The organism is Nonlabens sp. Ci31, from assembly GCF_012974865.1.
In the GTDB taxonomy this organism is placed as follows: Bacteria; Bacteroidota; Bacteroidia; order Flavobacteriales; family Flavobacteriaceae; genus Nonlabens.
Genome location: NZ_CP043633.1, coordinates 2,989,313 through 3,012,665, shown reverse-complemented (window position 1 = coordinate 3,012,665; position 23,353 = coordinate 2,989,313). Strand labels below are relative to the sequence as shown.

General features: G+C 37.4%; 18 protein-coding genes. 10 read left to right on the top strand and 8 right to left on the bottom strand.

Annotated features, from left to right (window positions below; translation table 11 throughout):
• Nucleotides 1–130: 130 nt before the first annotated feature.
• The 6 genes from F0365_RS13275 (at nucleotide 131) to F0365_RS13250 (ending at nucleotide 5,195) form a co-directional block, all read left to right on the top strand.
• The gene (locus F0365_RS13275) at nucleotides 131–1,240 is read left to right on the top strand and encodes an NAD(P)/FAD-dependent oxidoreductase (protein ID WP_169934134.1); all 1,110 of its coding nucleotides are present in this window, start codon (nucleotides 131–133) and stop codon (nucleotides 1,238–1,240) included.
• On the top strand, nucleotides 1,224–1,958 hold the full coding sequence (locus F0365_RS13270; RefSeq protein WP_169934133.1) for a methyltransferase domain-containing protein: 735 nt from the start codon (nucleotides 1,224–1,226) through the stop codon (nucleotides 1,956–1,958). The genes F0365_RS13275 and F0365_RS13270 overlap by 17 nt, the downstream gene beginning before the upstream one ends.
• A complete protein-coding gene (locus F0365_RS13265; protein WP_169934132.1) occupies nucleotides 1,942–2,994 on the top strand; it encodes a type III polyketide synthase in 1,053 nt (350 codons plus the stop codon). Before F0365_RS13270 ends, F0365_RS13265 begins: the two co-directional genes overlap by 17 nt.
• The gene (locus tag F0365_RS13260) at nucleotides 2,988–3,770 is read left to right on the top strand and encodes an SDR family oxidoreductase (RefSeq protein ID WP_169934131.1); all 783 of its coding nucleotides are present in this window, start codon (nucleotides 2,988–2,990) and stop codon (nucleotides 3,768–3,770) included. Before F0365_RS13265 ends, F0365_RS13260 begins: the two co-directional genes overlap by 7 nt.
• A 263-nt stretch (nucleotides 3,771–4,033) precedes the next feature.
• Nucleotides 4,034–4,474: a 3-hydroxyacyl-ACP dehydratase FabZ family protein gene (locus tag F0365_RS13255; protein WP_169934130.1), complete on the top strand. Its 441-nt coding sequence runs from the start codon at nucleotides 4,034–4,036 to the stop codon at nucleotides 4,472–4,474.
• A 94-nt stretch (nucleotides 4,475–4,568) separates the two neighbouring features.
• Nucleotides 4,569–5,195, top strand: coding sequence for a hypothetical protein (locus tag F0365_RS13250; protein WP_169934129.1), 627 nt, complete (start codon nucleotides 4,569–4,571; stop codon nucleotides 5,193–5,195).
• A 109-nt stretch (nucleotides 5,196–5,304) separates the two neighbouring features.
• Here the strand turns inward: F0365_RS13250 and F0365_RS13245 are convergent, their stop codons facing one another.
• On the bottom strand, nucleotides 5,305–6,183 hold the full coding sequence (locus F0365_RS13245; RefSeq protein WP_240961675.1) for a DUF547 domain-containing protein: 879 nt from the start codon (nucleotides 6,181–6,183) through the stop codon (nucleotides 5,305–5,307).
• Nucleotides 6,184–6,378: 195 nt separating this feature from the next.
• Between F0365_RS13245 and F0365_RS13240 the strand changes: the two genes are divergently transcribed.
• From F0365_RS13240 to F0365_RS13225, 4 genes are all read left to right on the top strand, one after another.
• Entirely contained in the window at nucleotides 6,379–7,665 is a 1,287-nt protein-coding gene (locus tag F0365_RS13240) for a beta-ketoacyl-[acyl-carrier-protein] synthase family protein (protein WP_169934128.1), read from the top strand.
• A gap of 134 nt (nucleotides 7,666–7,799) precedes the next feature.
• On the top strand, nucleotides 7,800–8,051 hold the full coding sequence (locus F0365_RS13235) for an acyl carrier protein (RefSeq protein ID WP_169934127.1): 252 nt from the start codon (nucleotides 7,800–7,802) through the stop codon (nucleotides 8,049–8,051).
• A gap of 29 nt (nucleotides 8,052–8,080) precedes the next feature.
• Nucleotides 8,081–10,666: a phosphoenolpyruvate carboxylase gene (locus F0365_RS13230; RefSeq protein WP_169934126.1), complete on the top strand. Its 2,586-nt coding sequence runs from the start codon at nucleotides 8,081–8,083 to the stop codon at nucleotides 10,664–10,666.
• Between the two features lie 103 nt (nucleotides 10,667–10,769).
• Nucleotides 10,770–11,390: a nitroreductase family protein gene (locus F0365_RS13225; protein WP_169934125.1), complete on the top strand. Its 621-nt coding sequence runs from the start codon at nucleotides 10,770–10,772 to the stop codon at nucleotides 11,388–11,390.
• A gap of 75 nt (nucleotides 11,391–11,465) precedes the next feature.
• Here the strand turns inward: F0365_RS13225 and F0365_RS13220 are convergent, their stop codons facing one another.
• From F0365_RS13220 to F0365_RS13190, 7 genes are all read right to left on the bottom strand, one after another.
• The gene (locus tag F0365_RS13220; protein WP_169934124.1) at nucleotides 11,466–11,759 is read right to left on the bottom strand and encodes a hypothetical protein; all 294 of its coding nucleotides are present in this window, start codon (nucleotides 11,757–11,759) and stop codon (nucleotides 11,466–11,468) included.
• Nucleotides 11,760–11,842: 83 nt separating this feature from the next.
• Nucleotides 11,843–12,832, bottom strand: coding sequence for a TerC family protein (locus F0365_RS13215; protein WP_169934123.1), 990 nt, complete (start codon nucleotides 12,830–12,832; stop codon nucleotides 11,843–11,845).
• 72 nt (nucleotides 12,833–12,904) lie between these two features.
• Nucleotides 12,905–13,306 (bottom strand): hypothetical protein, encoded by a 402-nt coding sequence (locus tag F0365_RS13210; RefSeq protein ID WP_169934122.1) that lies wholly within the window; start codon nucleotides 13,304–13,306, stop codon nucleotides 12,905–12,907.
• 1 nt (nucleotide 13,307) lies between these two features.
• Entirely contained in the window at nucleotides 13,308–13,613 is a 306-nt protein-coding gene (locus tag F0365_RS13205) for an HPF/RaiA family ribosome-associated protein (protein WP_169934121.1), read from the bottom strand.
• Between the two features lie 262 nt (nucleotides 13,614–13,875).
• A complete protein-coding gene (locus tag F0365_RS13200; RefSeq protein WP_169934120.1) occupies nucleotides 13,876–15,759 on the bottom strand; it encodes an OmpA family protein in 1,884 nt (627 codons plus the stop codon).
• A gap of 20 nt (nucleotides 15,760–15,779) precedes the next feature.
• Nucleotides 15,780–16,730 (bottom strand): type IX secretion system membrane protein PorP/SprF, encoded by a 951-nt coding sequence (locus F0365_RS13195; RefSeq protein ID WP_169934119.1) that lies wholly within the window; start codon nucleotides 16,728–16,730, stop codon nucleotides 15,780–15,782.
• A 25-nt stretch (nucleotides 16,731–16,755) separates the two neighbouring features.
• A complete protein-coding gene (locus F0365_RS13190; RefSeq protein ID WP_169934118.1) occupies nucleotides 16,756–22,989 on the bottom strand; it encodes a gliding motility-associated C-terminal domain-containing protein in 6,234 nt (2,077 codons plus the stop codon).
• Between the last annotated feature and the right edge of the window lie 364 nt (nucleotides 22,990–23,353).

The window sequence follows — 23,353 nt, the reverse complement described above, 5'->3', positions numbered from 1 at the left end:
GTTACTTTATTAATTTTATTTGGATCGCTCTTATTTATATATTTGATCTTAAAATTTATACAGAAGACAAAATATAAAGATAATGAGTCTAATTAACTAAAGATACGTCTATAGCCGCTATCTTTGAATAGTGAAAAAACAATACGATATAATTATTGCCGGTGGCGGACTTTCAGGTCTGACAGCGGCAATTTTGTTTTCTAAAGATTTCAGCGTACTGTGTATAGATCCAGATGCTTATCCGCGTCATAAAATGTGTGGGGAATACCTGAGTAATGAAGTCATCAGATTCCTAAAAGAAGTAGAGATTGATCTCGATCAAGAATCTTCTGTGGATTTAGAAAACTTAAAATTCACCATTGCTGGTCATAAATCCATAGAGTGTCCATTGCCTCAAGGTGGTAAAGGCATCTCCAGGTATCATCTCGATCATCTTCTGTACCAGAAAGCCATTAAAAACGCTAATTTCCTTCAAGATAAGGTCATTGATGCCGTTTTTGAAGAAGGTTCTTTTCAAGTCAGCACTGCCACTCAAATTTTACAATGCAAGCAATTTATAATGGCAACTGGAAAAAGATCTTTACTAGATAAAAAGCTAGATCGTGACTTTATACAGCAAAAATCGCCATGGCTTGCAGTTAAGATGCATTATGAGTACCAAATGAGTGATCGTCTGGTAGAATTACACAACTTTGATGGTGGTTATGCCGGAATTTCTAAAATAGAAAATGGACATGTGAATCTTTGCTATCTAGCTAGTTACGATTCCTTTAAAAAGCATAAAAACGTAGACGAATTTAATAAAAATGTGCTTTCTAAAAATGAATTTTTAAGTGACTTTTTTAAAAATGCTACCCCTGTTTGGGAGCAACCCATTACTATTTCACAAATCTCTTTTGAAAAGAAAGAACCTATAGAAAATAACATTCTCATGTTGGGCGATACAGCAGGTTTGATACACCCGCTTTGCGGTAATGGTATGGCTATGGCTATTCACAGTGCCAAAATCGCTTTTGAAGAGTTAAATCCCTACCTAAAAGATGTTTTGTCTCGAGAACAGGCCTTAAAAAATTATGCCAACAGATGGGAAAAAACATTTCGCAAACGGTTAAAAATAGGACGTATACTGCAAGGAATACTTTTAAACAAGACCTATACAGGGTTGGGTCTGTGGTTTCTTCGTAAATTCCCTTTCTTATTATCTACCACCATAAAAGGCACTCATGGGAAACCTATCTAGTATTACATACCATTCTCATAAACGCAACACCGACCCAGAGTGGATGGATGATCCACAGTTGGATGAAGTTACCTTGCAACATGCTGTTGATGATATCAATACGGTAAATAATCTGCTAGGAGGTTTTAAGTTTATGCTTGATGCGGTAAAAAAAGAAGTCTTTAAACATCCAGATCAATCATTGGTAATAGTAGATGCAGGTTGTGGTGATGGCGAGATGTTACGTTATTTAGAAGCCCATCTGGATCGAGAAAACATCAGCTTTTTAGGCCTAGACTTTGCTGCTCGTTCTATTGAGAAAGCTCGTAATAAGAGTCAAGGATTGTCAAGGTTAAGCTTTCGCGAAAGCGATATTCTACAGATAAATCCTACCGAATTACAGTGTGATATTCTAATAAGCTCTTTAACGATGCATCATTTTAATGACGAAGAAATCCTAAGTTTTCTTTCCAAGTTTAAAGAGATGACCACCAAAAGTATTATTATCAATGATTTGCATAGGCACAGAATTGCCTTTCTATTTTTTAAATATATAAGCCCTATTTTTATAAAGCATGAAATCTCTAAACACGATGGATTGATCAGTATTGCATCAGGTTTTAAAGTACAAGATTTTAAGAAATATGCCGCTGCAATAGGCACAACAAATGACCGATGGACATGGAAGTGGTCGTTCCGTTTTATATGGATAATTCCAATAGATGAGCGTAAAAATTAAAAGTGTAGCGACGGTAACGCCGCAGTATTATAAGGAAACCAAAGACATTTTACCATTTGTTGAAGAATGGCTTTCTGGTCAGGACGAACGTTTGAGGCGTAAAACCATCAAAATTTTTGAAGGTGCAGGCGTGGATAAACGATATTCCATCATGGATCCTATAGAAGTCTTTACAAGGACTTCTTTTCAAGATCGCAATGATATTTATAAAAGAGAAGTGGTGCCACTGGCTCAAACGGCATTGGAAAAAGCGTTGGAAAAAGCATCTTGGAATGCCCAAGAACTCGACTATATCATTACCGTAAGCTGTACAGGTATCATGATCCCTTCTATTGACGCCTATCTGATCAACTCCATGGGTATGAGACAAGATATTGTGCGTTTACCCGTAACAGAAATGGGCTGTGTTGCTGGAATCTCTGGTTTGATCTATGCAGAGAACTTCCTAAGAGCAAACCCGAATAAAAAAGCAGCGGTTATCGCTATAGAAGCACCGACAGCAACCTTCCAATTGGATGATTTCTCCATGGCAAATATGGTGAGTGCGGCTATATTTGGTGATGGGTGCGCCTGTGTATTGCTGTCTTCTTGTGAAGAAGACAAAGGCCCTACCATAAAAGCGCATGAAATGTATCACTTTCCAGATGCAACACACATGATGGGTTTTGACTTAGTGAACAGCGGGTTGCAAATGGTGTTGGACAAAGCTGTTCCAGAAACTATAGCCAGTCATTTTCCTGCTATTATACATCCGTTTTTAGAAAAGAATGGATTAAATATCAACGACATTGATCATTTAATTTTTCATCCCGGTGGTAAAAAGATCGTTCAAACCGTAGAGGAACTGTTTCATAAACTCGGTAAAAACATAGACGATACCAAAGAAGTATTGCGTATATACGGAAACATGAGTAGTGCAACTGTTCTATTTGTTTTAGAGCGCTTTATGAATCGTGAGTTAAACAAAGGCTCTAATGGTTTGATGTTGAGTTTTGGACCTGGATTTACTGCTCAAAGAATACTGTTAGAATGGTAAAAGAGTTTCAAGATAAGTATGCGTTAATTTTAGGTGGCAGTAGCGGCTTGGGTTATGCAAGTGCTTTAAAATTAGCTCAACATGGTATGAATTTGATCGTTTTTTATCGGGCCGCTAGAATGCAAATGGAACAAATAGAAGAGAAGTTTGATGTATTGCGCTCTTATGATATCCAATTAGTAACGATCAATAGCGATGCAACAAGAGAGGATCAATTAGAACAAAACCTATCAAAAATAGAAGACTTTTTAAAAGGTAAAAAAATTAGTGTGCTGCTGCACAGCATCTCCAAAGGCAATCTAAAGCCATTTATAGGTGTGCAAACACTAACTACATATGATTTCCAGCAAACGATTCATTCTATGGGCATAAGCTTGTACAGCTGGACCAAAGCACTTTTTGAAACCGATTTATTTGCTAAACCAGCAAAGATTTTAAGTTTTACCAGTGAAGGAAGTACCAAACCTATGAAATCTTATGCAGCTGTAAGCGCTGCAAAAGCAGTCTTAGAAGCCATCAATAGAAGTATTGCTATAGAGTTTGCACCCTATAAAATCACGTCAAATTGCATACAAGCTGGAGTCACGGACACCTTAAGTCTCAGCATGATTCCTATGTATGAAGAATTGAAGTTAGCGAGTTTAAAGCGGAATCCTCATCAGGAATTAACCACTCCAGAACGAGTCGCAAACCTAGTGTATTTAATGAGTAGGGAAGAAGCAAGCTGGATCACAGGAACGGTTATTAAAGTAGATGGCGGCGAGAGTTTGCAATAGCTTGGATTTGAACTGGAACTTAAAGATTATACCAGTTTTAGCACGCTAGTCGAAAACGGTTGCCTGTCGAGAATTTTGATTAGAGAAAAATTTAAATCGAAATCGAAACTTAAATTTAAAAGTACTGTTTAGGTCCTAAATGACATTTCATTTCTTCAATTCCCTTATTTTAAGCCCTGAGTCTATCGAAGTGGTCGGGGATCAGAAGCTAGAAGTACCTTTAAAGTTAAAGTCGAAATTAAAAAACTTAATATCAAAAACAAATGCTTCTGAATCCATTAGAAAAAATAGTCACAAACTTGCCTTATGGCGAGGGATTTAAGTTTGTAGATCAATTATTAGAGATCGATGACAATAGCGTGATCGGGATATATCGTTTTCAAAAGACCGAATACTTCTATAAACACCATTTTAAAGACCACCCAGTAACTCCTGGCGTTATTCTAACAGAGTGTATGGCCCAAATAGGATTAGCTTGCTTAGGAAGTTATTTGATGCGAGATAAAGAGGCGCCTGTTCAATTTGCCTTTACAGAAAATCATATGACTTTCTTAAACACTGTTTTACCAGAAACCACGGTCATCGTTACTGCAAAAAAAGAATACTTCCGTTTTGGTAAATTAAAGGTTATGGTTCAAATGATAGATGAGAACGAGAATAAGATCGCTGAAGGCTGGATGAGTGGGATGATCATCGCTAAATAAACTCGTTTTGTAGAATACTCAAATTAACGAGTTACTCATTAGCGCTTTAAATCTCGAATTATATAAAGATATCTAGTTCCACAAATTGATAATTATGAAACTTAGTATTCTATTCCTATTCCTGTTTTTACTGATGGGATGTAAATCTCAAAGTGATGTGGAGGTTAAAAATCCCGTATTTAAAACAGAATTAAAACCACCTTTTGACAATCAAGGGGAACAAGAAGATTATTGGGCTCAAGAATTTTTTAAGAACGAATACAAAAAGCTTACTTATGCTATTTATGACGGTCCTATAATTGAGAAAGCAGCAACTGAATTTATTTACGACCATAAGACTTTTAGGGTGCTCGGAGTAAATGACACCTTAAAATTAATATATACAAAAGGTATTCTGTATCCTCAATTAATTAACGGTTATACTTCTGTAGCTCACAAAACAAACAAAGAGCTTGATTCATTAACAGTTATACAGCGTTATTTCTACGAATTAAATAGAGGTGATGATTTGAGGGTTTCCAATTTAGAAGAATTGAAATTCTTATCAGATTCGTTGACAATTAAAAGATTCCGGTTTTGGCTATTCGCCCAAAAAGATTCAAATCCTAAAGTTTATTTCTTTGAATTGACTAATGAAAAAGCAAAGGAAACAACATCTTTAAAAGATTTTATAGAAAATTCTAAACTTACTTTTTTCAAAGCTGGATGGATCATTATCTAATAAAAAAATCATAATGTTCTCGACTTTTAATACCATTGGTATTTTGTGATTTGTACATTTCTACATAACAGATACCACATATGACATACCAAATTACCTTATTTACTCTTTACTCATTCAAGCTCCAGTCATAATCCATATAGCGCACACGGGCATTTTTATCAATTTGTACTTTGCTGTATTTGTTCAAAAAATCCACTATATCTCCATTTTTGGTAAAATCCTTTTTAAACCATTTGAATATATTAGAAATTTTGACTCTATCTGCTGTTATGGTATTGCGTTTAGGATCATTGATAAACTGTACCGCTAGTCGTTCCAGTTGCGCATCCACTTTAGCAGCTGTATAGGCTTCATTCATCAATGGCGGGCATGAGAAAGAGGCACAGTTGATCCCGAAATGAATACGTGGCTCGTTCATTTTTCTTAGTATCTCGTGTTCAATCTCTTCTAGACTTATTGATTTTCCACCTATTTTCCAGTTGCGTTGTTCCCAAGGGTCATTGATATCTTTAATACTTTTTAAGGGATAATTACTGACAATCAAATCAATAGTCATCGCGTTATAAGCATTCATGTAATAAGCAAACTGATCCTGACTGCTCCACGTATCATCTGGAGCATGTACTCTGATGATTTCTAGGTAGGCTTTTAAGGATTTTTGATCTTTTTTAATTCCGGCATAATTTACTTTACCGTTTTTGCCTACATATTTTTTAAGTAATTGATCAAAACGGCTGTGATCAAAAGCCTCTTTGTTAGCCCGCGTATTTTCTTCTTCTTCAAATCTAGTAGCAGCCTCTGCATCTTTTGAGAAGTTCTTGATCTGTCCCAATTCGATAACTTCTTTCATCAACATGTCCATTTTAGGATCATGCTCAGAAGGAACTAGGTAATTGGATGAATACTGTGCTTGAACGTCTTTCTTTTGCGAGCTACAAAAGCCTAGGACCAATAGAGCTGCTAATAAAGATATGGCATGTCTCATAATGTGTTCTTTTAAAAGTACGGACCTATTGATTTATAGAAAGTAATTTTTAGCAAGGTCTGCTATTATAGAACAAGCATTTAAATAGATCGGTAGTTTAAAGATACACCTATGAAGGAACTGTATTCCCAATCCTGGGTTAACTTTTTATTGCGTAACCTATTTCTACTAAAGATTATGTAGTTTAGTGCTGTTATGAATAGGAATAATAGAAGAAGAGTTGTTATTACAGGAATGGGTGTTGTGGCACCTAATGCCGTTGGGGTTTCCGCTTTCGCGAAAGCCTTACAAGAACAAACCTCTGGAATACGATTTGATCCACAACTGGCCGATTTAAAATTTGGTTGTCAAGTCTCTGGAACACCACAAGTTACCGAAGAATTACTTGCTGATAATTTTACGCCGCTACAATTAAGAGGTTTGAAAGCCAGTGGCCTAGTTTATGGGGTTATCGCTGGAAAAGAAGCCTTTAAGGATGCTGGTTTGGAAATTGCAGGCCCAGAAAAGGCCCTATCAGAAATGGGAATCATTTTTGGAACTGGACAAAGCGGTGGCGAAAAATTCAGAGAAGCCATTCATTTAATTGATGATAAGAGAGTGCGCCGCTTGGGAAGCACCAGCGTGATTCAAACCATGACCAGCGGCATCAGTGCTTGGCTGGCTGGAGAATTAGGCTGTGGTAATATGGTAACCAGTAATTCCAGTGCTTGCTGCACAGGTACAGAAGCCTTTCTTATGGGTTATGACCGTATTGCTGCTGGAAAAGCAACGCAAATGCTGGTGGGTTCTACTAGTGATTCTGGTCCTTATATTTGGGGCGGATTTGATGCGATGCGGATTTTACCTACTACATACAACGACGATCCAGAAAATGCCAGCAGGCCTTTATCAGAAGATGCGGCAGGTTTTGTACCAGGGTCTGGGTCCGGAGCTTTTATTTTAGAGCATCTAGAAAGTGCTCAAAAGCGAGGGGCGCCTATTTATGGAGAAGTATTAGGAGGCGCTGTAAATTCTGGGGGACATCGAGCTGACGGTTCTATGACAGCTCCTAATGGTCAAGCCGTGCGAGATTGTATTCATCTAGCCATGAAAGATGCTGGAATTACAGCAGCAGAGATAGATGTGATTAATGGTCATCTTACCGCAACTTCAAAAGACGCTTTTGAAATTAAAAATTGGTCGACCGCTTTAAACCGTAAAGGAGCAGATTTTCCTTTTATAAATACCTTTAAATCATATATAGGCCACTGCCTAGCTGCCGCTGGAAGTGTAGAATTGGTGGGAGCAGTGCTGCAATTAAAGGAGCAAAAGGTTTACGGAAATAGCAATATCAGCTCTTTACATCCTGAGATTACTGATTTAATTGATAAAAACAGTTTTCCCTTAAGCTCAAAGAACTTAAATCTTAATATTTTGGCAAAGGCAAGTTTCGGTTTTGGAGATGTAAACGCCTGTGTTATTCTCAAAAAATACAATTCTTAAGTGTTGAATTATTAGAAAAGGCATGTCATTAATACAAATTTTATTTTTAGGCGTTTAAACTCTTAAACTCATCCCTAACACAAAGGGAAATCCATTTTTTGATAGTATTTTTAAGGTAACATTGAAAAAATAACATGCAAGAAAACGAAATACAGCAAGAGCTTTTTAAAATTGTGAAAATTTATTTACCTCAAGATGTAAATGAAGAAGCTATCCAGCTGGACAGCCATTTAATGCAAGATCTAGGTATCAATAGTGCTCATTTAGTAGACATTGTACTCGATGTAGAAGATGCCTTTGATATCACTCTTGATGAGAAAGATATGGAAGCTATGCAAAGGGTACGTGACGCTATTGAAATAGTCACAGCAAAAACCGCCCCTTAGATTTCATTCACCACTAAATCACCAATCATATGTCACGATTACCTAAAATTGACCGTTTTAAAAATGAAGTAGAATCAAAGTACCAGATTTTTAATGGTATTTTTATGACACTACCATTTGATCAAATTTCTAATACAGGTGGACTGTTACCCTTGTTTCATGAATTATGTGTGCGTGGGTATGAAAAGGGTAAAAACCCTACAGAAATCGTTGAATACTTTTTTGAAAGATACATGCGTGATACCGGCTCTAAGGAAAGAGAAGACATGCTTTTTAGGTTTATTCAATATATAGAACGTCAAGTAGTATTGTTTGACGCTATCGAAGATGCTGCTTTTAGTAAGGTCAACAATCTGGATGGGCGTGGTTCCTTACGCAGCGTTAAAGAGGAAGCTGTGGAACTTAATAAAACAGAAGAACTAGCAGCTTATCTAAAAGAGTTTAAAGTACGTCCTGTATTAACAGCTCACCCGACACAATTTTATCCTGGCTCTGTACTGGGTATCATCAATGATTTGGGCGAAGCAATTAAAACAAACCAACTTCAGGAGGTAAAACTCCTGCTTTCTCAATTGGGTAAAACGCCTTTCTTTAAAAAGGAAAAACCCACTCCTTTTGATGAAGCGGTAAGCTTGATCTGGTACCTGGAACATGTATTTTATCACGCGATGGGTAATATTTATGATTACCTCAAAACACATATTGAGAATCCGAAAGAATTCAAGAATCAGATTGTTGAAATAGGTTTTTGGCCTGGTGGGGATCGTGATGGAAATCCATTTGTTACGACAGCTATCACACTAAATGTGGCAAAACGACTGCGCTCCACGATATTTAGAAATTATTATAGAGATTTACGCAAGCTGCGCAGAAGACTTACTTTTAAGGGTGTTGAAGAGCAGCTTGTGGCTCTAGAAAGCATGTGTTACAAAGCTATTTTTGAAAAGGATATTTTGGATTTTGTACCCCAAGATCTTATCGATAGAATGAACGAGATCAGATCTACTGTGATAGAGCATCATAATTCACTCTTTCTAGGACAAATAGATAGTTTTATTCATAAAATCGAATTGTTTGGTTTCCATTTTGCCACTTTAGATATACGACAAGATAGCAGTGCTCACGATGCGGTTTTTGATGAGATCCTCGCTTTACTTCCTGCCGGCGGGCATGGGGCGAAAGCAAAACTCCCGGCTAACTACAACAACTTATCTGAAGAAGAGAAGGTGAATGTACTGGCACAGGTGGAAGGCTCTATCGATCCTAAAGAATTTACAGACGACTATACGCAACGTACGCTAAGCAGTATTTACGCTATTAAAAATATCCAAGAACGCAATGGGGAAAAAGGCTGTAATCGTTACATTATTTCTAACACACAAATGGCTTCTCAAATTATGGAAGTCTATGCAATGATCAGGCTGTGTGATATGCCACAACCTAAAATAGATGTAGTGCCTTTATTTGAAACTGTTCCAGATCTCATAAAGGCTCCAGAAGTGATGCGATCGCTTTATGAAAATGAGCATTACCGTACTCACATAAAAAGGCGTGACGATACACAGCACATCATGTTAGGATTCAGTGATGGTACTAAAGACGGTGGTTATTTAATGGCCAATTGGGCTATTTACGAAGCCAAGGAAGCATTAAGTGCCGTTTCTAGGGAACACGGGATTTCTATTGTATTTTTTGATGGTAGAGGTGGACCACCTGCTCGTGGTGGAGGTCAAACACACCAATTTTATGCTTCTATGGGAACAAAAATTGAGGCCAAACACATTCAATTAACAGTACAAGGTCAGACCATTAGTTCCAAGTTTGGTACTTTAGAAAGCTGTCAGTACAATCTGGAGCAAATGATTAGTAGTGGGGTGAGTAATGCCGTTTATGCTAGTGATGTAAATGACTTTTCAGAAAAAGATGAAGCCACAATGGATCAACTGGCACAATCAAGTTATAAGGCATATACAGATTTCAAAGCGCATCCACAGTTTTTATCCTATCTGGAAAAGATGAGCACCTTAAAGTATTATGCTAAAACCAATATAGGAAGTCGCCCGAGCAAACGTGCAGGAAGTGCAGAATTGCGTTTTAAAGATTTAAGAGCTATTCCATTTGTAGGATCGTGGAGTCAATTAAAACAGAATGTTCCTGGGTTTTACGGTGTGGGTACCGCGCTAGAAACAATGGATAAAGCTGGTAATTGGGAAGCGGCAGAGGAGTTATATAGAAACAATAAATTTTTTCGTACTTTATTAGATAATAGCATGATGAGTTTAACCAAGTCATTCTTTGGTTTAACTGCTTATATGGAACATGATCCTATATATGGTGAATTTTGGAAGATGATTTATGCAGAATACGAACGATCTAAAAAGTACATGCTGAAGATATCTGGAATGAAAACATTGATGGAAAATGAACTAGCAGGACGAGCGAGTATTCAAGCTAGAGAAAATATCGTGTTACCATTATTAACCATACAACAATACGCTTTAAAAATGGTGCAGGATATCAATGCCGGAAAAGTGACTGAAAATATAGATACCTATGAGCGTATGGTAACTCGTTCTCTATACGGAAATATAAACGCCAGTCGTAATTCGGCATAGATCATTCTAAAACCTTTAAAACAAGATGAAGCAGGTGGTTAAAGACTTCTAAAGTCTGGCTATAATTGCTTGATCTATATTATTTTTAATTCAAAACACAACTATGAAGAACACTACAGATTTTATCAAAAAAACGCCTACCGATCACGATATTATAGATCTTGTTAAAAACAGGTGGAGTCCACGTACCTTTTCAGACAAGCCTATTTCTCAAAAGGAACTTCAGGTTCTTTTTGAAGCAGGAAGATGGGCTCCAAGCTCTAGTAATTTACAGCCTTGGAATATTGTTTGGGGTATTAAAGGAAGTGAGACCTACGATCGTATTATGGACGTCCTAGTTGAATTCAATCAGAAATGGGCAAAGAATGCTCCAGTTCTTTTGTTAGGTGTGGTAGATACTAAAACTCCTAAGGGTGATGACAATTACCACGCACCTCTTGATTTAGGACAGTTTTCAGCAAATATGGCTATACAAGCACAGAGTATGGGAATAGCTTTCCATCAAATGGCTGGACTGGACTATGAAAAAGCTAAAAAAGAATTCAAATTCCCAGAAACTTTTCATGTAGCCACTGCAATAGCATTAGGGTATTACGGTGGAGAATTAAGCGATGTACCTGACTTTTTACAAGATGCTGAACTAGGTGAGCGAAGCCGTAAGAAACAAAATGATTTTGTTTTTAATGGCGATTACAAAGCCACTGGAGATGTAAATGATAACTAATAGGATTAAAAGTATTTCCTGAAGCTATTTCTTCAACCATAAAAAGTAGAAGCCTTGATACGTTCAAGGCTTTTTTTATGCAGAAAGTTGATCTCTGTTGGCCATCAATTTACTCCCTAAAGATTTCACAGCAATTACAACGGATTTCTTAAAATTAAGAGAAGCTATTTCACAGTGCACTTGATATCCATCACAAGTAATGGCAAAGTGTGCTACCTCTCTAGTTCTGTTTTTAAAGTCAAATATCTTTTTAAAAGTTACGTCGACTCTATTTAAACAGGAATATTGATTAAGGTATTGTACAGATTTACTTGTAAAAGCCTCAAGATTGCGATTAGAAGGAACGTGAATGTAAGAAAAATGGATCATGCTGTTTTTTAGTATACTTACGTAGCAAAAACAAGGTCGGTTTTTTATAAAATGTTAAAATATTTAGATGGAGTCACTCCAACTCAATCTAGCGTTTTTTTAGTATTTGAGGAATCCTTTTGATCTTTCTTAACATCATCCGTTTTCCTAGCTCTTAGGGAAAGTAAAGCACCTACTGCTAGAGATACAAAAATAACTGCTAGAGAAAGCCATTCTGGGAAATGCAAATGATGTACTAAAATCATTTTGACACCAACAAATGCTAGAATAGCCACTAGACTGTAATGAATGTATTGAAACTTATCCAGTAAATTAGCTAAGAAAAAATACATGCTACGCAACCCCATAATCGCTAGTATATTACTAGAGAACACTAAAAAGGGGTCGGAGGTAATGGCTAGAATCGCAGGAATAGAGTCTAAAGCAAAAAGTATGTCAGTTAGCTCAATAACTACCAATGCTAAAAATAGGGGGGTAGCAATACGCTTCCCCATTTTTTTAATAAAGAATTGTTGCCCTTCTATACGATCTGTAACAGGAAATAGCTTTCTAGAAAATTTATAAATTTTGGAAGTTTTTGGATCAAATTCTTCCTCATTACTTTTGAGCATTTTAAAGGCAGTATACAGTAAAAAAGCTCCGAAAATATAGGTCATCCAACTGATCTCGCTAATTAAAGCAATACCAAAAAAGATCATTAAAGCTCTAAATACAAGTGCTCCGACAATTCCCCAAAAAAGAACCCGATGTTGGTATTTTTGATCTATAGAAAAGGATTTGAAAATAACAGCTATGACAAAGATGTTATCAATACTTAAAGAAAGTTCTATTAAGTAACCTGTTAAGTACTTGATAGCAGCGCCGCTACCGCTAAGTTGATCTGGGTTTGCTAGATAACCTCCATCATAAATGAAATAAACAGCCCCAGTGAAAAGCAACGCAATACCAACCCATAAAGCAGTAAATTTTGATGCTTCCTTAGTTTGTATTATATGGGCATTTCTGTTGAAAACGAAAAGATCCAAGCACAAGAAAATGCTTACTAAAATTATAAAGGATGTCCAGATGATCATAAGGAAAGATAGGTGTAAAATATAAAAATCCAGCTTTACAAAGCTGGATTTTTAAGTTTGGTATTAAATATATTACGGGATTTTAATTGCTGCTGTATCCACATCAAATAATTTCAACATTTCATTATACAATTTCACTTCTATTCCTTTATTGCCTTCTATGGCAAGGGGATACTGAAGCATTTCAGGGTCTTTTTGAAGCGTTTTAATGGCTCCAGTGTCATCTATCAGATGTCCTTTACCATATTTATTTTCATAAGAGGAATGATCTGTATGCAGCAGATCACTTATATTGACTTGAAGCACATCTGCTATTTCTGTCCATACAGTTCCTGCAATGGTATCTTTGGAAACATCTATAGCAAGCAATTCTTTACCTGCTGCTTTTGCATAAGCATAAATCTCCCGATGACTTTTTTGATTTGAATTGTAAATTAAGATAATCTGTCTGTGATTTGTAGCTAGAGATATCATCTTAGGAATGTGGTATTATAGTTGCTTTTCTCTTTTCGCACTGGGTTTTAAGCTGGTCTACTACCTTACTTACCGATTCTGTAAATGTGTCGTGACTTTCTTCGGCAAATAGACGTGGTCCTGGAGCGCTCAATCTAATTTGAGCGATCATTCCAGTTTGATCGCTAGAAGTGTTCTCTGCTATAAAAAACACATCAGCTCTAGTGACCCAGCTGTATCGATCAAAAATAGTTTGTAATTTATCTTTTGTATAATTCTCTAGTTCGGTGCTTCCCGAAACGTGTTGGTAATTAAATTGAATAGTCATTTTATTGGTTTTATTCTAAATTAAACTAGTTGTAGGCCGATGTAACAGTATTTATAAAATTATTAGTATAGCTTTAGTAAAGTTTTAGGCTTTCATCTGAAAAATACCTATTCATACAGATTTACTTCCAGCTTATTTATCAAGGTTTAAGCAATGATGTTGTTCTCGCTTTCGCGAAAGCGTCACCATTATAAATACCTCCAACAAAAAAATCCCAATAACTACAAAGAGTTATTGGGATTTTAAGAGTTTTATATATTTCTTATTGCATCACTTTAAATTCGCAACGACGGTTGATGTCATATTCTTCATCAGTACAAATACCTTCTTTAACGCAATCATTAAGTGGTTGCATCTCACCATAGCCTATACTGCGTAATCTGTTCTCTTGAATCCCTTGACTGATCAAGTATTCCATTGTAGAAGCTGCACGCTGATTAGACAAAATAAGGTTGTATTCACTAGATCCACGAACATCCGTGTGAGCAGATACTTCCACGTGCATTTCTGGATACTTGTTCATGATGGCAACAAGATCATCTAAAGTAGCAGCAGCTTGAGGTCTAATGACCGCTTTATCAAAATCAAAGAATATTTGTTCTAACTCAACTTGTACATCTCCCTTGCGATCTGGATTTATAGTTTCTTCAGCATCTTGATAGGAGAGAAGCGTTAAAAATATATCATGACTAATTTTTCCATTCTTATCTGTAGAGAAATCTACATTCTGAGGAATATATAACTTGCGAGTAGCACGTACTGTATATTTCTTATTTGGCTCAATTTTAAATATATAAGAAGCGTCATTACCGGTGATCATGTCGTCTATAACAACTCCGCGCTCATCCAATAAGGAAACAAGTGAAGCAGGTAATGTCTTTTTACTGATGCTGTCTTGTACGACACCTACTACCTGATATTTAGTAAGCATATTTTCCTCTCTTTTTCCTGTATAAATTTGATCTAAACCATCTCTATTGGAAGAAAAATAACTCTCATTAGTTGCTTCATCAATTACAAAAGCATAGTCATCGTTAGAACTATTGATACTAGTACCCAAATTAATAGGAGTGTCAAAGGCACCATTCACCATGTTTGCCCTATGTATATCCAATCCACCCAATCCTTGTTTACCGTTAGTGGCATAATACAAAGTGTTGATATTACTGATATAAGGAAATTGATCTCTATAAGCAGTATTTATTGAAGCTCCTAAATTAACAGGAGCGCCATAAGAACCATCATCATTAATCGCTACTTTATAGATATCAAATTCACCGTACCCACCAGACATATTGCTTGAAAAGTAAAGTGTCTTACCGTCTTTACTGATAGAAGGATGTTCCACACTATATAATTCATTATTAAAAGGTAATAAAGTCACATTTGTCCATATATTATCCACTTTTTCTGCACGGTACAATTGAATGTTAGAAATTCTTTCGCCATCTATTTTAACACGCTTTTCGTTGTTACGGTTGAAATACATCACTTTGCCTTTATTGGTAAATACGGCATTACTCTCATGAAGAGCTGTATTTATTTCTTCAGAAAAAGGAGCCACTTTACTTAGTGTAACACCATTTAATTGCGCTTCATAAAGATCCAAATAAGGTAACCCATTCCAAGAGTAAACAGGTCGTTCCATATTACGAGAAGAAGCAAAAGCAACATTTTTCCCATCTATAAAAGACAGGCCAAAATCACTTTTAGATCCTTTATTTGCAATTGCCTCTACTTCAAAAACGTGAGGAGTGGTTCTTTTTAGTTCAAAGAGAAACTCTTCTGTGTTCCAATCTTTACCATAGTAAGATTTTAAATAGACATCTGCTTTTTGATATTCCTTAATAGCAAGAAGTGATTGTGCATATCTATAGACACGATCTTTGTCTATAATATCGTTGTATTTATCTTTAAGCTTCGTGTATGTCTTTGCTGCGTTTTCAAAATCATTGGTGTAATAATAAGAGTCTGCTAGCTTTTGAAGAACTTCTTCAGAAGCCTCCAAGTTTTTATAGTTAGCTATGGCTTCCGTATACGCCTGGTTTTTGAATAATTTATCAGTCTTTTTCAGACTTAAATTCTGGGCATTGCTATAATTTCCTGCTAGCAGTGCGGTCATCAATAAAGTAATTATTAATCTCATAAGTATGGTGGTGAATAGGTTTAGAAAAATCTAGGGGAGCGATCGTAACCGCCTCTCCAGAATTTTGTTTTAACGTTATACAATAAAATGATCTCGTGAGATCCAGAATTAAAGTTACCTAAATTACTTGTAGTGTAATCATATGCATAACCCAATCTAAGTTCTGGAGATACTTTAAAATTAACCAAGGCACTAACAGAGTCATCTAAACGATATCCGATACCGGCCTCTAATGTATCATTGAACAAGAAGTTTGCATTCAGATCTGCAGATAAAGGAGCTCCTTTTACACCTTTAAGTAAAAAAGAAGGTTTGAACTTTAAGTCTGGATTGATATCAAATACATAACCACTGTTTAAGAAAAAATGAATGTCTTGAACACCAGTAGACTGTATACCGTTTTCATTTTCTAAATGTGTCGCCGCTAATAAATTAGGAGCTGATAAACCTACATAGAATTTATCTGTAAAATAAAAACCTCCTAAACCTACATTAGGAAAGCTTTGAGTTACATTTTCATTAAAAGCAACATCAGTATCAACGCCACCGGACTGAAGGTTAAAACCGTTAAAGTTAGCATCAAATAAAGTAAGACCCGCTTTTATACCCAAGGAAAGTTTAGCAGTTTCAGAAACAGGCAATACATAGGCAAAATCTGCATAGATATTGTTTTCTGTAACGACGTTTCCTATATCATCGTTTGTAAAAGATATTCCCACTTCCACGCGGTCACTTACTGGGTAATGAACAAATAAGGAAGCTGTCTTGGGAGCACCCTCTAGTCCTACCCATTGTGATCTATACAAAGCACCTACATTAATTTCCGACTTATTTGCAGTAGCATAAGCCGGGTTTAGAATACTTTGATTATACATGTATTGGGTAAACTGCGGATCCTGTTGAGCAACCGTGCTCAAGGAAAGCATACCGATCAATACAATTAGTAATGGTGTTATATTAAAATTTTTCATTTTGTTTATTTCTTTCTTGGAGTGACTATCGGCTTAAGTAAATTCTACCTTGGGATGGTTTTGTAGTTCCATCATTGTATTTCAGGATGTAGTAATAAACGCCTACTGGTAACTCTCCGTCACTCAATAAGGCCGATTGATTACTGAAACCGTTAAATCTAGGTGTATTGGCAGTTCCGTCATAAACACGACTTCCATATCGGTTATAAAACTCTATACTGAAGTTAGGATAAAGAAAGTTTAAGTTATCAATATCAAAAGTATCATTTACTCCATCACCATTAGGTGAAAAACCATCTGGAATTACCAGATTTCCACAAGCCGATAAATCTACCGTAACTTCTAATCTTAGGCTACTTTGACAACCACTTGCTGCATCTATTAAAACAGCGTAATAAGAAGTACCATCTGTCATAATTGTAGAGAGTGGTAAAGCATTCATACCATCAACCGTATCGTACCAAACAACATTATTTGCAATAGAATCATATTCCAATACGTTCAGAGTAAGCTGTTGCAAAGTAGGATTATCGTTGATACAGAAGAGTTCTCCACCTTGATCTAAAATAGGAGTTGATGCATCTCCTACCGTTACCATTACTTCAGTTCTGATACTCGATTCACATCCATTTGCTTCTGTTTGAGAAGCAAAATAAGTGGTTCCATCTGTAAGAGTGTCTGTTGCTGCTAATGGAATAGTTGCATCAATAGCATTATACCATAAAATCATATCTCCAGTTACAGCTGTATCTAGATCGATTACTGTTGGATCATCACTCGTACAAAAATCAAGAGTAGCGCTTATCAAAGTAGGCGCTGCACTTTCATCCACTTGAATATCTAAGGTAGCAGAAGCATCTGTTGCACATGGAGAAGTTGCGGTAACAGTATACGTATAGGTTCCTGCAACGTCTACAGTTGGGTCAAATATATTAGTACCACTATCTAGTAATGGAAACCAAGTTCCGGTCGCGTCAGGTGTACCACCTAATTGACTTAATAAGTCAATTGTACCATCAGATATACAAGTAGAAATTATGTTATCTGTTCCAGCATCAGGAGCTTCGGTAATAGTAACGATAACATCAGCTGAAGATGTGTTACAAGAACTGGTAACGGTGTAGGTATAAGTAGCTGCAAGATCTATAGCTGGATCAAATACACCACTAACACTAGCTAGAGCAGGAGTCCAAGTTCCACCAGTAGTAGCAGTTCCTAATAAGTTAAATAAATCTGTTGTTCCATTGTCAGTACAAGCGTCTAAAATAGCATCTGTACCAGCGTCTACCGGAGCTTCTACAGTTACCATTACAATGGTTGAAGCATCTGTACAAGGTGCTGTTGCACTTGCCATATGTTCAAAGCTATAAGTTCCAGCAACTACTGCGGTTGCGTCAAATAGATTTCCTGTCAATGCCATAGTAGCATCTGTGTCGATCCAAGCACCACCTATATCCTGTGTACCATCTAAAGCAGTAAACAAATCGACCATAGTTTGATCATTACATACAGAAAGTGGCACTGCAACACCAGAATTAGGTGATACAAATATATTTACTGTTACGGTAATACTGTCGTTGGATTCACAATTGGTTATCGCATCTGTTTGTGTAGCAAAATAATTTTCTCCATCTAGCAGAGCGTCTGTGCCTATTAATGGATTCATTAATGTCGCATCTTCATACCATATCACTGCATTCCCCATAGCTGATAAATCAGCAACAGTTGCTTGATCGCAAAAGTCTTGTATAGCAGGAGCAGTGGGAGCAGCAATGTTGTTTATCGTTATTTGTACCGTTTCCATATCTGCACTACAAGTGGCAGAAGGAGTTACCCCATACGTGAAATTATAAACACCCGTAGATAAAGCAGAGATATTTAAAATAGAACCCGTGAGTTCCCCCGTTAGACCATCATCAGTCCAGTTTCCACCAGCATCATTTCCATTTAACTGAGTAAATAAATCTAGCGTTTGTCCTGTGGAAACATCTGAAAGACATATATCTAAGTCGGTTGCAGTACCGGCATTAGGAGCATCCAGTACACTAACGAGTACTGTTGCTGTATCTGAACAAGCTCCATTAGTAACGGTATAGGTAAAGTTATAGTCACCTACAACCAATCCAGTTAGATCAACCGTATTTCCGGTTAAGGCCATTGTTGCATCATCATCAGACCAGTTTCCACCAGCATCTTGTCCAGCCAATTGGCCGAATAAATCTAAAGGAGAGTTAGCAGCCAATTCATTTGCACAAACTACAAATGCTGCAGCTGTTCCTGCCTCGGTAAGCGCATTAATGATTACCGTAACCGTTACATCAACATCCGTACAAGTGCCTATCGCTGGAACAGCATAAGTAAAATCAAATGTTCCGTTTCCTAATGTTGTTAAGTCGATTGGGTTGGTTACCGCAGTTCCTGAAGAAGTGTTTCCAGCATACCAAGTTCCGTTCGTGTCTTGTGTTCCATCGAGTAAATTAAAAAGATCATAAGGCGAGTTGGCCGCTGCTTGATCTTCACAAACTGTAAAAGGAGTTCCTATATAAGCGCCAGACTCTGGTGCAGGTTCTACGGTTACCAAAACTGTAGAGCTGTTGGTACACAAATTCCCATCAGTGATGGTGTAGGAAAAATTATAGTTCCCTACTGCCAATCCTGTAATATCGACGTTGTTACCTGTTAACGAGCCAGTAGCATCGTCATCAGACCAAGTTCCACCAGCATCTTGTCCAGCTAGTTGACCGAATAAATCTAAAGGAGAGTTGGCTACTAGTTCATTTTCACAAACTAAGAATGGAGTAGGAGTTCCTGTATTAGGTAATTCATTGATGATTACCGTTACCACAACATCAACGTCAGTACAAGTGCCTATCGCTGGAACAGCATAAGTAAAATCAAATGTTCCGTTTCCTAATGTTGTTAAGTCGATTGGGTTGGTTACCGCAGTTCCTGAAGAAGTATTTCCAGCATACCAAGTTCCGTTCGTGTCTTGTGTTCCATCGAGTAAATTAAAAAGATCATAAGGCGAGTTGGCCGCTGCTTGATCTTCACAAACTGTAAAAGGAGTTCCTATATAAGCGCCAGACTCTGGTGCAGGTTCTACGGTTACAACAACTATAGAGCTATTGGTACACAAATTCCCATCAGTGATGGTGTAGGAGAAATTATAGTTCCCTACTGCCAATCCTGTAATATCGACGTTGTTACCTGTTAACGAGCCAGTAGCATCGTCATCAGACCAAGTCCCGCCAGCATCTTGTCCAGCTAGTTGACCGAATAAATCTAAAGGAGAGTTGGCTACTAGTTCATTTTCACAAACTAAGAATGGAGTAGGAGTTCCTGTATTAGGTAATTCATTGATGATTACCGTTACCACAACATCAACGTCAGTACAAGTGCCTATCGCTGGAACAGCATAAGTAAAATCAAATGTTCCGTTTCCTAATGTTGTTAAGTCGATTGGGTTGGTTACCGCAGTTCCTGAAGAAGTGTTTCCAGCATACCAAGTTCCGTTCGTGTCTTGTGTTCCATCGAGTAAATTAAAAAGATCATAAGGCGAGTTGGCCGCTGCTTGATCTTCACAAACTGTAAAAGGAGTTCCTATATAAGCGCCAGACTCTGGTGCAGGTTCTACGGTTACAACAACTATAGAGCTATTGGTACACAAATTCCCATCAGTGATGGTGTAGGAAAAATTATAGTTCCCTACTGCCAATCCTGTAATATCGACGTTGTTACCTGTTAACGAGCCAGTAGCATCGTCATCAGACCAAGTCCCGCCAGCATCTTGTCCAGCTAGTTGACCGAATAAATCTAAAGGAGAGTTGGCTACTAGTTCATTTTCACAAACTAAGAATGGAGTAGGAGTTCCTGTATTAGGTAATTCATTGATGATTACCGTTACCACAACATCAACGTCAGTACAAGTGCCTATCGCTGGAACAGCATAAGTAAAATCAAATGTTCCGTTTCCTAATGTTGTTAAGTCGATTGGGTTGGTTACCGCAGTTCCTGAAGAAGTATTTCCAGCATACCAAGTTCCGTTCGTGTCTTGTGTTCCATCGAGTAAATTAAAAAGATCATAAGGCGAGTTGGCCGCTGCTTGATCTTCACAAACTGTAAAAGGAGTTCCTATATAAGCGCCAGACTCTGGTGCAGGTTCTACGGTTACAACAACTATAGAGCTGTTGGTACACGAATTCCCATCAGTGATGGTGTAGGAGAAATTATAGTTCCCTACTGCCAATCCTGTAATATCGACGTTGTTACCTGTTAACGAGCCAGTAGCATCGTCATCAGACCAAGTCCCGCCAGCATCTTGTCCAGCTAGTTGACCGAATAAATCTAAAGGAGAGTTGGCTACTAGTTCATTTTCACAAACTAAGAATGGAGTAGGAGTTCCTGTATTAGGTAATTCATTGATGATTACCGTTACCACAACATCAACGTCAGTACAAGTGCCTATCGCTGGAACAGCATAAGTAAAATCAAATGTTCCGTTTCCTAATGTTGTTAAGTCGATTGGGTTGGTTACCGCAGTTCCTGAAGAAGTGTTTCCAGCATACCAAGTTCCGTTCGTGTCTTGTGTTCCATCGAGTAAATTAAAAAGATCATAAGGCGAGTTGGCCGCTGCTTGATCTTCACAAACTGTAAAAGGAGTTCCTATATAAGCGCCAGACTCTGGTGCAGGTAAAATTTCAATTACAATTGTTTCAGAATTGTTACAAGTACCGATATTAATAGTATAGGTATAGGAATAAGGACTTCCTGCAACTGTAAATGCAGTAATATCTAAAGAGTTGGAAACGGTATTATTCATTGCGTCTGTCCATGTTCCAAGATTGTTATCTTGAGAGCCATCTAAGGAGCTGAACAAATCATAAGGAGAAATAACGCTAAGGTCATTTTCACAAAATTCAGTAACTACTGCTGCACCAGCATTAGGATCTTCTAGTACGATAACTTGTACGGTTGTAGATTCTTCTAGACATGGATTAGGAGCTAAGTTTTGACTGTATGTAAAGTCATAAGTTCCTGGTATAAATGACGTCAAATCTATAGGTGAAGTCACCGTTGGATCCATACTCGTTGTTCCTTGTGTCCATGTTCCTCCTGCGTCTTCGTTATCTAATAAAAAAGTCAAGTCATATGCTGCGGGTAATTGAGATACACAAAAGCTTACTGGATTTAATGCGGAAGGAGTTCCAGAAGATAAAATTTCTAAAATCTCAAGACTAACCGTAGAGGTTTCATCTGGACATGCGCCAGGACCTGTTAATGTGTATACAAAATTATAAACACCTATTGCTTGTCCACTTATGTTAACTGTTCCTTGATCTCCGTTAGCTGTCGCCAAGGGACCGGTCCAAGTACCCCCAGAATCAGCATTAGGCCCTAATAAAGGAAATAAGTCAAAATCTGCTGCGGGAATATTATCCTCACAATAATCCAAACTATTACTCATTCCTGCATCAACAGGATCATCAATTTGAACTACAACTGCAATCGCATCGCTTTCACAGAAAAAATTATCTGCCTGAACATAATAGGTCGCTCCATCAACTAAAGCTTCTGTATCTAACAAAGCCGGTGGAATAGGATCATTAGAACCATCCACATTTTCGAACCAATTGAAGTTAGCGGTTGTTCCGGGAATCAAATCAGCTATAGTTGGATTGGTATCTGAACAAAATTGCTGAGCCGCTGGAGGCGCAGGTGGCGCAGGTGAAGGGAATACAGCAGTACTGCCTGTTTCTATTTGGCTGCGACAACCACCAGAATCAACAAAAACTATAAAGTAATTAGCATTTCCTGATAAAGGCGTTGCTGGACTTAACAAATTAGTAAGTGCAAAATCGCTAAAAACCTGAACACTTCCACCAGCAGGTGCATTGATAGAAAGCGCTCTATTTATATAGGTTTGTATCGTTGGGTTCTCGTTAGAGCAGAATATAGCATCCAGACTTTGACCACTAGGATCTACAGTAAAGTCCACTACCAAAGCTGGTCGAGTACCGCAAGTCCCAGATGGATCGCCAGCATAATAAGTGCCTTGTCTAACAAGTTGTGATTGCTGTAGTGGTGTTCCACCAGTGGCATTTAGATACCAGCGGACGCTGTTCCCAGGTGTTGGTGTTGCAAATGCGTTCAAATCATTAAAGTCAAAACCTGCAGCGTCACAAATTACCTGAGGAGAAACAGGTACTGTTGGACATTGAGCATAAATGGTGTTGAATGAGATGAAGAAAAGTAAAGCCATTAGATATGGCGTTATTTTCATTTTTCGGAGTAGAAATCCTTTCATAAAATTGTAGTATGTAAATCCTAATGGAACGCAAATGTAGTGCTACATGATTAACCGAACAAAAAAATATATTCTATTTTTTAACATCCGATTAACATTCGATAAAATGCAAGATTAAACCGTTCAGCGAGGTGTTTTTTATACGGATAAACGTAATAACCTTAAAACTACACCGTTTTATTTCATGAAAATACGTTAAAACGGTAGTGTTTTTAACAAATGATGGAATAAATTTACCTGGTATTTTGTCTTTTATATGTTTTGCTTTCGCGAAAGCGCCATTTAAATTTCATTCTACTTAAAGTGGTAATACCTTGTG

Excerpts from the sequence above, each read along its gene's own strand:
- F0365_RS13270 (WP_169934133.1), top strand. The coding sequence starts at position 1,224 with ATGGGAAACCTATCTAGTATTACATACCATTCTCATAAACGCAACACC.
- F0365_RS13265 (WP_169934132.1), top strand. The coding sequence starts at position 1,942 with ATGAGCGTAAAAATTAAAAGTGTAGCGACGGTAACGCCGCAGTATTAT.
- F0365_RS13260 (WP_169934131.1), top strand. The coding sequence starts at position 2,988 with ATGGTAAAAGAGTTTCAAGATAAGTATGCGTTAATTTTAGGTGGCAGT.
- F0365_RS13255 (WP_169934130.1), top strand. The coding sequence starts at position 4,034 with ATGCTTCTGAATCCATTAGAAAAAATAGTCACAAACTTGCCTTATGGC.
- F0365_RS13250 (WP_169934129.1), top strand. The coding sequence starts at position 4,569 with ATGAAACTTAGTATTCTATTCCTATTCCTGTTTTTACTGATGGGATGT.
- F0365_RS13245 (WP_240961675.1), bottom strand. The coding sequence starts at position 6,183 with ATGAGACATGCCATATCTTTATTAGCAGCTCTATTGGTCCTAGGCTTT.
- F0365_RS13240 (WP_169934128.1), top strand. The coding sequence starts at position 6,379 with ATGAATAGGAATAATAGAAGAAGAGTTGTTATTACAGGAATGGGTGTT.
- F0365_RS13235 (WP_169934127.1), top strand. The coding sequence starts at position 7,800 with ATGCAAGAAAACGAAATACAGCAAGAGCTTTTTAAAATTGTGAAAATT.
- F0365_RS13230 (WP_169934126.1), top strand. The coding sequence starts at position 8,081 with ATGTCACGATTACCTAAAATTGACCGTTTTAAAAATGAAGTAGAATCA.
- F0365_RS13225 (WP_169934125.1), top strand. The coding sequence starts at position 10,770 with ATGAAGAACACTACAGATTTTATCAAAAAAACGCCTACCGATCACGAT.
- F0365_RS13220 (WP_169934124.1), bottom strand. The coding sequence starts at position 11,759 with ATGATCCATTTTTCTTACATTCACGTTCCTTCTAATCGCAATCTTGAG.
- F0365_RS13215 (WP_169934123.1), bottom strand. The coding sequence starts at position 12,832 with ATGATCATCTGGACATCCTTTATAATTTTAGTAAGCATTTTCTTGTGC.
- F0365_RS13210 (WP_169934122.1), bottom strand. The coding sequence starts at position 13,306 with ATGATATCTCTAGCTACAAATCACAGACAGATTATCTTAATTTACAAT.
- F0365_RS13205 (WP_169934121.1), bottom strand. The coding sequence starts at position 13,613 with ATGACTATTCAATTTAATTACCAACACGTTTCGGGAAGCACCGAACTA.
- F0365_RS13200 (WP_169934120.1), bottom strand. The coding sequence starts at position 15,759 with ATGAGATTAATAATTACTTTATTGATGACCGCACTGCTAGCAGGAAAT.
- F0365_RS13195 (WP_169934119.1), bottom strand. The coding sequence starts at position 16,730 with ATGAAAAATTTTAATATAACACCATTACTAATTGTATTGATCGGTATG.
- F0365_RS13190 (WP_169934118.1), bottom strand. The coding sequence starts at position 22,989 with ATGGCTTTACTTTTCTTCATCTCATTCAACACCATTTATGCTCAATGT.